The sequence below is a fragment of the Streptomyces sp. C genome (genome assembly GCF_000158895.1).
GTDB lineage: Bacteria > Actinomycetota > Actinomycetes > Streptomycetales > Streptomycetaceae > Streptomyces > Streptomyces racemochromogenes.
Map to the genome: position 1 here is coordinate 1,908,470 of NZ_GG657750.1, position 7,755 is coordinate 1,916,224.

5 protein-coding genes, 2 pseudogenes and 1 riboswitch are annotated in these 7,755 nt (G+C 74.8%); of the genes and pseudogenes, 5 read left to right on the top strand and 2 right to left on the bottom strand.

Translation table 11 applies throughout. The features are described from left to right. Nucleotides 1-276, bottom strand: a pseudogene (locus SSNG_RS08410) (hypothetical protein); the annotation flags it as partial. A 230-nt stretch (nucleotides 277-506) separates the two neighbouring features. Then, nucleotides 507-1,637: an alpha/beta fold hydrolase gene (locus SSNG_RS08415; protein ID WP_007263387.1), complete on the bottom strand. Its 1,131-nt coding sequence runs from the start codon at nucleotides 1,635-1,637 to the stop codon at nucleotides 507-509. A 299-nt stretch (nucleotides 1,638-1,936) separates the two neighbouring features. On the opposite strand from SSNG_RS08415, the gene SSNG_RS08420 reads away from it, so the two are divergent. The 5 genes and pseudogenes from SSNG_RS08420 to SSNG_RS08440 all read left to right on the top strand — a co-directional run. Further along, the gene (locus SSNG_RS08420; RefSeq protein ID WP_007263388.1) at nucleotides 1,937-3,220 is read left to right on the top strand and encodes an inorganic phosphate transporter; all 1,284 of its coding nucleotides are present in this window, start codon (nucleotides 1,937-1,939) and stop codon (nucleotides 3,218-3,220) included. 28 nt (nucleotides 3,221-3,248) lie between these two features. Further along, on the top strand, nucleotides 3,249-3,470 hold the full coding sequence (locus SSNG_RS08425) for a hypothetical protein (protein ID WP_007263389.1): 222 nt from the start codon (nucleotides 3,249-3,251) through the stop codon (nucleotides 3,468-3,470). A gap of 158 nt (nucleotides 3,471-3,628) precedes the next feature. Then, a riboswitch (cobalamin riboswitch) is annotated at nucleotides 3,629-3,715 on the top strand. A gap of 58 nt (nucleotides 3,716-3,773) precedes the next feature. Continuing rightward, a complete protein-coding gene (locus SSNG_RS08430; RefSeq protein ID WP_007263390.1) occupies nucleotides 3,774-4,727 on the top strand; it encodes a cobalamin biosynthesis protein in 954 nt (317 codons plus the stop codon). Further along, nucleotides 4,724-6,765 (top strand): annotated as a pseudogene (locus SSNG_RS08435) (cobyric acid synthase). The gene SSNG_RS08430 and the pseudogene SSNG_RS08435 overlap by 4 nt, the downstream one beginning before the upstream one ends. Beyond that, the coding region (locus tag SSNG_RS08440; RefSeq protein ID WP_042800749.1) for an ATP-binding protein at nucleotides 6,762-7,755 on the top strand (994 nt) is incomplete at its 3' end. The pseudogene SSNG_RS08435 and the gene SSNG_RS08440, both read left to right, overlap by 4 nt.

Sequence of the window (7,755 nt, forward strand, 5' to 3'; positions counted from 1 at the left end):
CACCTCGACGAGGCCGGAGAGGCGGGCGCGGTCCCAGCCGACCCGGATCTGCCCGTGCGTCAGGCCCAGTTCGGCGGCGGCCCGTTCGACGTCGACGGCGGGCAGTGCGCCCGAGGGCGCGGGGCGGCCGCCGTCGCCCGCGCCGAGGTTCAGCTCGGCCCAGCGGGCCAGCCGTACGGCGTCCGCGAGCGAGGCGCGGGCGCGGTTCGCCAGGTCCGCCGTGGCGGGGGTGCCCGCCGGGGGCCGGGTGGCCGGCCGGGTTCGCCGGTCGGTCACCGCCTTGCGCGCCGTGGCGACGGAGCGCTGGGAGACGAGTCGGAGTCTGGAGTCGCGAGCCAACTGCTCATCAGGCTTTCGGGACGTCACGGAAGCAGTCTCGCCCGTCACTGGCCGAAAGCCCAAACGGAACGGGTCATTTCCACAGGTCACAGGGTGGATGAACCGGGAGGAATCCCCCACTGCGCCCCGTCCGCCACAGGCCCTTCACCCAGGCGCCACATCCCACCTCACATGAGGGGGGTGAGGAAGCGTCGCAGCGCCTCCTCGTAGCGCAGCGGGTCGGCGTTCCACATCGCCCCGTGCCCGGCGTCCATCACGGTGTGCAGGGTGACCAGGTCGGGGCGGGCGGCGGCGAGCCTGCGGGAGGGCTCCCAGGGGGCGATCGTGTCGGCGGGCCCGTGGAAGAGCAGGACGGGCACGCGCAGGGCGCCGGGGTCGGCCCCCGGCGCGAGGTGGTCGGCGCGCAGCCCGGCGCGGCCCTCGGCGGCCCGGACGGCGAGCGGGAGCAGCGGGGCCGGGGTGCCGCGGGAGGCGGCCAGGGCGCGCAGGGTGGCGTGCCAGTCCATGACGGGCGAGTCCAGCACCAGCCCGGAGACCCGGCCGGCCAGGGCGGAGCGCTCCAGGACGCGCAGGGCCATGGCGGCCCCGGTGGACCAGCCGTACAGGACCACGCGGCGGGCCCCGTAGCGGAGGGCGTAGCGGATGGCGGCGTCCAGGTCCCGCCACTCCGACTCGCCGAGGTGGCCGAGGCCGTCCGGGGAGGCGGGGGCGCCGATGTCGCCCCGGTAGCCGAGGTCGAGCACCGGGAGGCGGTGGCGGTGCAGGAAGGGCATGACCGTCATCGGGTGCTCCCGGCCGGTGCCGAGCCCGTGGACGGTGATCACCCAGGTGCCCCGGGCACCGGGCAGGAACCAGGCCGGGAGCGGGCCGAGCTCGCCGGGGACGTCCACGTCGGCGTGGTCCAGCCCGAGGGCGGAGCGCGGGTTGCCCCGGTGCACCTGGGGGGTGAGGGCGACCCGGGTGCCGGGGGTCAGCTCGCCGTGGCTGACGGACAGGAGGCGGCGTACGACGGTGTCCGGGCCGTGCGGGACGTCGGTGAGGACGGAGCCGACCACGGCGTGCACCCCGGGCGCCTCCAGGGCGTGGACGCCGGGGCGCAGGGAGGCCAGGGAGCGGGTGAGGACCACCCGGCCGGGTCCGGTGGAGTGCACGCTGAGGCGGGGGCCGCCGGGCAGCGGGCGGCCCGGTTCGGGCCGCAGGGCCGCGTCGGCGGCGTACCGGCCGGCCGCGACCGCGGCCGCTCCGGCGCCGATCAGGGTCGTGGTGACGGCCGCTGCCGTCGCTGTGGCGGTACGCACCGTTCCAGTCTCTGCGCGCGGGGACGGAGGGGCCACCGGAGCGGATCGCTCCGAACGGAGTGATCTACCTCTCTTTCCAGGGTCCGGGGAGGGGCGCCCACCGGCCCCGGGCCACGCCCGGAGGGGTCCGTTCACCCTGCTTTGACGTGCAGGAATCGGGATGGCTACGACAGAATCAGGACGAATGACCCGATCGTGTGGCGCGTGGGGACACCGTGCCGCCCGGGTCAGTTCATCTTCCGTTCACCCAGGTTGCTTACGTTCGCCGAGCCACTGACGCCAAACAGAAGCCTGGGTAAATGGAGCACATAACGCTTCTCCTCGGGATCGTGATCATCACCGCTCTCGTGTTCGACTTCACGAACGGTTTCCACGACACAGCCAACGCGATGGCCACCACCATCTCGACCGGCGCCCTCAAGCCCAAGACGGCGGTGGCCATGTCCGCCGTGCTCAACCTCGTCGGCGCGTTCATGTCCGTGGAGGTCGCCAAGACGATCTCCAAGGGCCTGGTCAACGAGGAGGGCATCCAGCCGGAGGTGATCTTCGCGGCCCTGGTCGGTGCGATCCTCTGGAACCTCGTCACCTGGCTGGTCGGCCTCCCCTCCAGCTCCTCCCACGCCCTGATGGGCGGCCTGGTCGGTGCGGCCGTCGCCTCCGCCGGCCTCGGCGCCGTCAACGGCGACACGCTCGTCACCAAGGTGCTGCTCCCCGCCGTCGCCGCGCCCATCGTGGCCGGTGTGGCCGCGATGCTGGCCACCAAGGTCACGTACAAGCTGAATGGCAAGATCGGCGAGAAGACCTCGGCCAAGGGCTACAAGGCCGGCCAGATCGCCTCCGCCGGCCTCGTCTCCCTCGCGCACGGCACCAACGACGCGCAGAAGACGATGGGCATCATCACCCTGGCCCTGGTCGCCGGCGGCGCGCTCGCGCCCGGCTCCAACCCCCCGGTCTGGGTCATCGTCTCCGCCGGCATGGCGATCGCGCTGGGCACCTACCTGGGCGGCTGGCGCATCATCCGCACCATGGGCTCCGGCCTGACCGACCTGCAGCCGCAGCAGGGCTTCGCCGCCCAGACCTCGGCCGCCAGCGTCATCCTGGCCTCCTCCAACCTCGGCTTCTCCCTCTCCACCACGCACGCCTGCTCCGGCGCCGTCATGGGTGCGGGCCTGGGCCGCAAGGGCGGCGTGGTCCGCTGGTCCACCGCCACCCGCATGTTCGTCGCGTGGGGCCTGACCCTGCCGGCCGCCGCCCTCGTCGCCTCCGGCGCCGAGCTGGTCATGCGCACCGGTGACATCGGCGTCGTCGCCGTCACCGTCTTCCTGGTCGGCTCCTGCGTCGCCATCTGGCTGGTCTCCCGCCGCCAGGTCGTCGACCACACCAACGTCAACGAGACCGGCACCGCCTCCACCGAGGCCGAGGAGCCCGGCGTGGTCACCACCGCCATGGCCGCCGTCGCGGTCCCGCCGCTCGCGGGCACCACCGCCGCCGTCACCGACGAGGACCTCAAGGCCACCATCCCGGCCGCGACGGCCCACCCGGCCACCCCAACGACCCCCACGGCCCCGGCCGCGGCGGTCTGACCCCGAGAACGACAGAGGAAACGGCAGTATGAAGATCGACTGGGCAGCACTCGGCTCCGTCTTCGGGGTCAGCCTCTCCGCCACCGTCGCCCTCGTGGCCCTCTTCACCCTGGGCCTGGTGGGCCTCTCCAAGCACGAGGCCGCCACCGAGCAGGGCGGGGCCGCGACCCTGGCCCGCAGCGGCGCCTACGCCTGCTTCGCGCTCTGCGCGGCGGCCGTGGCCTACGGCATCTACCTGATCGTCAGCTGACACCGCCGCACCGCGTACGACGGCTCCCTCCGGGATTCCCCGGAGGGAGCTTTCGCGTACCCGCGCCCCTCCTCCGCCCTCCGTCCCACCAGGTCAACGGCAAGTTGACGGGCGTTCGCGGGGCGTGGTGGACTGCCCGAGCCAACACGGCGGCATGGAGAGGAAGTCCGGTGCGAATCCGGCGCGGTCCCGCCACTGTCACCGGGGAGCACACGCGACGCGTGCACCCCGGGAGCCAGGAACTCTCGCCGCCGGACACGTCGAACCAGGGCGCGGACCCTGAGTGAGGACATACCTGCCACCATGCGTGCCGACCGCGTCTTCGCGTACGGCGCCACGGCGGGGCTGATCGGCGACCGGATCCTCGGGGATCCGCGCCGGGGGCACCCCGTGGCCGCCTTCGGACGAGCCGCCGCCGCCGTCGAGAGCGCCCTGTGGCGCGACGACCGCGCCCGCGGCCTCCTGCACACCCTCGTCTGCGCGGGCGGCGCCACCGCCGTCGGCGCGCTCGGCGCACGCGCCGTGCGCTCCCGGCCCGCGGCCGCCCGTATCGCCCTGACCGCCGCGGCCACCTGGGCCGTCGTCGGCGGCACCTCCCTCGGGCGGGAGGCCCGCGCCATCGGCGGGGCGCTCGCCGCCGGGGACGCGGAGGTCGCCCGGGAGCGGCTCCCGCACCTGTGCGGGCGCGACCCCCAGGCGCTGGACGAGCAGCAGATGGCCCGGGCCGTCGTGGAGTCCGTCGCCGAGAACACCTCCGACGCGGTCGTCGGGGCCCTGGTGTGGGGCGCTCTCGCCGGGGTCCCCGGACTGCTGGCCTTCCGCGCCGTGAACACCCTGGACGCGATGGTCGGCCACAAGTCGCCCCGCTACCTGCGCTACGGCTGGGCCTCCGCCCGCCTCGACGACCTGGCCGGCTGGCCCGGGGCCCGGCTCACGGCCCTCGCCGCCGTGGCCGCCGGCCCCGACCGGCGCGGAGCCCTACGGGCCTGGCGCGCCGACGCCGCCGCCGAGGAAGAGCGTGCCGGGGATGTCGAGGCCTCCTTCGCGGGGGCGCTCGGCGTCCGCCTGGGCGGGACCCTCTCCTACGGCGGCCGGACCGAGCACCGGGCGGTGCTCAACGGGGAGCGGGGGCGGCCCGTCGAGGTCGCGGACATCGAACGGGCCGTACGGCTGTCGCGACGGGTGACCTGGCTGGCGCTCGGGGCCTGCGTGGCCGTGCGCTCGGCCGTGGCGATGACGAGAAGGGGACGGGCATGAGCGGGACGGAGACGGGACGACGCGGCGGCGGACTGCTGGTCGCCGGCACGACCTCGGACGCGGGCAAGAGCGTGGTCACGGCGGGCATCTGCCGCTGGCTGGCCCGGCAGGGCGTGAAGGTGGCCCCGTTCAAGGCCCAGAACATGTCGCTGAACTCGTTCGTGACGCGGGAGGGCGCCGAGATCGGCCGCGCCCAGGCCATGCAGGCCCAGGCCGCCAGGGTCGAGCCGACGGCGCTGATGAACCCGGTCCTGCTCAAGCCGGGCAGCGACCGCAGCAGCCAGGTGGTGCTGCTGGGCAAGCCGGTCGGCGAGATGAGCGCCCGCGGCTACCACGGCGGCCGCCAGGAGCAGCTCCTCGGCATCGTCACGGACTGCCTGGAGCAGCTGCGGGGCACGTATGACGCCGTGATCTGCGAGGGGGCGGGCAGTCCGGCCGAGATCAACCTGCGCCGGACCGACATCGTGAACATGGGCATCGCGCGGGCCGCGCGGTTCCCGGTGGTCGTGGTCGGCGACATCGACCGGGGCGGGGTCTTCGCCTCGTTCTTCGGGACGACGGCCCTGCTGTCGGCGGAGGACCAGTCGCTGATCGCCGGGTACATGGTCAACAAGTTCCGCGGCGACGTGTCCCTGCTGGAGCCCGGCATGGAGATGCTGCGCGGCCTCACGGGGCGGGCCACGTACGGGGTGCTGCCGTTCCGGCACGGGCTGGGCATCGACGAGGAGGACGGCCTGCGGGTCTCCCTGCGGGGCGCGGTCCGCGAGTCCGTGGTCGCCCCGCCGGTCGGCGAGGACGTGCTGCGGGTCGCGGTGTGCGCGGTGCCGCTGATGTCGAACTTCACCGACGTCGACGCGCTGGCGGCCGAGCCGGGCGTGGTCGTGCGGTTCGTGGACCGGGCCGAGGAACTGGCCGACGCCGACCTGGTCGTCGTACCGGGCACGCGCGGCACGGTGAAGGCGCTGGAGTGGCTCCGGGAACGGGGCCTCGCCGACGCGCTGGCCCGGCGGGCCGCGGAGGGGCGGCCGGTGCTGGGCATCTGCGGCGGCTTCCAGGCCCTGGGCGAGCACATCGAGGACGAGGTCGAGTCGAAGGCCGGCTCGGTGGCGGGGCTGGGGCTGCTGCCGGTACGGGTGCGCTTCGCCGTGGAGAAGACCCTGGCCCGGCCGGAGGGCACCGCCCTGGGCGAGGAGGTCTCGGGCTACGAGATCCACCACGGGGTGGCCGAGGTGCTGGGCGGCGAGCCCTTCCTCGACGGCTGCCGGGTCGGATCGGTGTGGGGCACCCACTGGCACGGCTCGCTGGAGTCGGACGGCTTCCGCCGGGCGTTCCTCCGCGAGGTGGCCGCCGCCGCGGGCCGCCGCTTCGTCCCGGCGCCGGACACGTCGTTCGCCTCCCTGCGGGAGGGGCAGCTGGACCTGCTGGGCGACTTGATCGAGGAACACGCCGATACGCGTGCGCTGCTGGCCCTGATCGAGGGCGGCGCCCCCGCCGGCCTCCCCTTCCTCCCCCCGGGTGCGCCGTGAGGGGGTGTGCCCTGCGGGGCTGCTCCCCTACCCGCCCTTCCACCGTTCCCAGGGGCTCCGCCCCTGACCCCGCGCCTCAAACGCCGGCGGGGCTGAAAGAACCGGGCGCTCCGCGCCCGGTGCGCTCAAACTCCCCCAGCTACCGCTGGGAGGTGCCCCCAGCGCGGGCTGGAAATTCGCTGCGCGAAATCCAGCCCCGCCGGCACCCTCCAGCCCCGCCGGCGTTCGAGGCGCGGGGGTCCGGGGGCGGAGCCCCCAGGAGGGGTCCGGGCGCAGCCCGGGGAACGGGCGAAGGGCGGGTAGGGGACCTCGCCCCGCGCAGCGGCACCCCCGCCCCCGTGAACACCGCTATCCCCGCACAGGCGGGGACCATCAGGAGTGAGCACCGCATGAGCACGCCCTACCCCGGGTCATCCCCGCGCGAGCAGGGACCTCTCGGAAACCCTCGCAGCATCGGACCAGACTGGCGTGTTCGTCGCCCCATGCCACTCGAAGGAGTGACCGTCTCATGAGCAGCGTCCCGTTCCCCTTCTCGGCCGTTGTCGGGCAGGACAATCTACGGCTGGCGCTCCTGCTCAACGCCGTGAGCCCGGCGGTCGGCGGTGTGCTCGTGCGCGGTGAGAAGGGGACCGCCAAGTCCACCGCCGTGCGCGCGCTGTCGGCGCTGCTGCCGCAGGTGGACGTCGTCCCCGGCTGCCGGTTCTCGTGCGCGCCGGCCGCGCCCGACCCGGCCTGCCCGGACGGCCCGCACGAGCCCGGCCCCGGCGCCGACCGCCCCGCGCGCATGGTCGAGCTGCCCGTCGGCGCCTCCGAGGACCGCCTCGTCGGCGCCCTCGACATCGAACGCGCCCTCGCCGAGGGCGTGAAGGCCTTCGAGCCCGGCCTGCTCGCCGACGCCCACCGCGGGATCCTGTACGTCGACGAGGTCAACCTGCTCCACGACCACCTCATCGACCTCCTCCTCGACGCCGCCGCCATGGGTGCCTCCTACGTGGAGCGCGAGGGCGTCTCCGTCCGGCACGCCGCCCGGTTCCTGCTCGTCGGCACGATGAACCCCGAGGAGGGCGAGCTGCGCCCGCAGCTCCTCGACCGGTTCGGGCTGACCGTGGAGGTCGCCGCCTCCCGGGAGCCCCGGCAGCGCGTCGAGGTGGTGCGCCGCCGGCTCGCGTACGAGGACGACCCCGCGGGCTTCGCCGCCCGCTGGGCCGGGGACGAGAGCGAGGTGCGGGCGCGGGTCGTGGCCGCGCGGGCGCTGCTCCCGCAGGTCCGGCTCGGGGACACCGCGCTGCTGCAGATCGCGGCCACCTGCGCCGGGTTCGAGGTCGACGGCATGCGCGCCGACATCGTGATGGCCCGTACCGCGACCGCGCTGGCCGCCTGGGCGGGGCGGACCTCGGTGCTCAAGGAGGACGTCCGGCCGGCCGCCCTGCTGGCCCTCCCCCACCGCCGCCGGCGCTGCGCGTTCGACGCGCCCGGCCTGGACGAGGACAAGCTCGACGAGA

What these genes read in the sequence shown, in the direction of transcription:
- SSNG_RS08420 (WP_007263388.1), top strand. Translation starts at nt 1,937, where the DNA reads ATGGAGCACATAACGCTTCTCCTCGGGATCGTGATCATCACCGCTCTC.
- SSNG_RS08425 (WP_007263389.1), top strand. Translation starts at nt 3,249, where the DNA reads ATGAAGATCGACTGGGCAGCACTCGGCTCCGTCTTCGGGGTCAGCCTC.
- SSNG_RS08430 (WP_007263390.1), top strand. Translation starts at nt 3,774, where the DNA reads ATGCGTGCCGACCGCGTCTTCGCGTACGGCGCCACGGCGGGGCTGATC.